The sequence below is a fragment of the Mycobacterium sp. NGS50 genome, assembly GCF_059812545.1.
Genome location: NZ_JCALCW010000075.1, coordinates 1 through 1,613 on the forward strand (window position 1 = coordinate 1; position 1,613 = coordinate 1,613).

Below are 1,613 nucleotides of genomic sequence, written 5' to 3' on the forward strand. Positions count from 1 at the left end.
GGCGCTGCTAATCCGAAAATGATCGTGAGTTGAGTTTGGGGTCCGCACGGTATCGGCCGTGGAGGTGACGGTGGGGTCGATGGCTGGTGTGGTCAGGCTGCCGGGGTGAGGGTGACGGTGTAGCCGAGGGCTTCGAGTTGGCGGATGTGGTTGCGTTTGACGATGTCGGGGTTGCGATGTTTGGTGAAGTGGTCGGAGCCGAGGTCGGTGAATCGGGTGTCTGCTTGGGTCAGTAGGTGCCAGATGATGACCAGGATGGAGCGTCCGACCGCGACGATCGCCCGTTTCTTGCCGCGTCGTCGCGCGATGCGCCGGTAGCGTTCTCCGAGGAAGGTGTCGGTTCGGGAGACTACGACGGCGGCTTCGCCCAAGGCCGAGGCCAGGTAGCGGTTGCCGTGTCCGGTGGAGCCGCTTCCCTTGGTCTTGCCGGCTGAGGAGTTGATTCCGGGCGAGAATTTCGCCCACGAACATAGGTGGCCAGCGGTGGGGAACCGGGACATATCGGTCCCGATTTCGGCGATGATGCGGGCTGCGGCGATCGGCCCGACGCCGGGGATCTCATCTAGACGGGCCGCCGCCGCGGCGAAAGGGGCCAGATACACCTCGATCTGTTCGTCGATGGCGTCGATGTCGGCGCTGATGGCGTCGATGCGGGCCAGCATCCGGGCCAGCAGGAACCGGTGATGGGCGTCGAAGTGGCCGTTGAAGGCCTCTTCGAGGCGATCGATCTTGCGCCGCAGCTGGGCACGCGCCAGCTGCGCGAGCTGTTTGGGGTCGCGTTCCCCAGCGATCAACGCCGCCATCATCGCTCGCCCGGACACCCCGAAGATGTCGGAGGCCACCACCGACAGTTTGATGCAGGCGTCTTCGAGGAGCTTCTCAACCCGGTTCTTCTCCGCGGTCCGTGCTGCGACCAGGTCGACGCGGTAGCGGGTCAGATCCCGTAGTCGCCGTATCGGCCACGGCGGCACGAAGCTGGCGCGCAGCATCTGGCGTTCGGCGAGCTTGCACAGCCAGACCGCGTCGAGGACATCGGTCTTGGGTCGGCCCGGCAGGTGTTTGACGTCGCGGGCGTTGACCAGCCACGGGTCTAGCCCATGGGCCTCCAACAGGTAGAACACTGGCTTCCAGTAATCGCTGGTGGCCTCCATCACCACCCGTTCGATACCGAGTTCCACGAGCCGGTTGGCCAGCTCGGTCAACGACCGGGTCATCGTCGAATGGGTGCTAACCTCCTGCAACCGGGCCCGGCCGGTACCGGGCAGTCGCACGCAGCACACCACCTCGGCTTTGCCGATGTCCAGTGCCGCGACCCGGGCGATGATCTGCTCCTCATCATGAGATTCCTTCAACACCGCCGTTCACCTCCGTTCAACACACGCGATGTGATCTCTAACGGGGTGGCCGCCCGTGGAATCGCAACGGGAACAACAGAATCTAATCCGCGTGCTCGCGTGAACGGCAACAATGAAGGGCCCGTAACGCGATCCCAGCGCCCGGCTGAAATGCGGCCTCGAAGGACCATAGAAGCACGGCGTCGCAAGGCGACCACCCACTAATTTTCACCCCGGAACGGGCGACCCGACAGGGTCACATTGGCTGAAATAGACGTC

The 1,613-nt window shown here is 64.1% G+C and carries 1 protein-coding gene; it reads right to left on the reverse strand.

Going from position 1 to position 1,613, the window contains the following annotated elements; all coding sequences use genetic code 11:
• Positions 1–92: 92 nt before the first annotated feature.
• Entirely contained in the window at positions 93–1,355 is a 1,263-nt protein-coding gene (locus AC5Y36_RS25720) for an IS110 family RNA-guided transposase (RefSeq protein ID WP_500043804.1), read from the reverse strand.
• Positions 1,356–1,613: the final 258 nt, after the last annotated feature.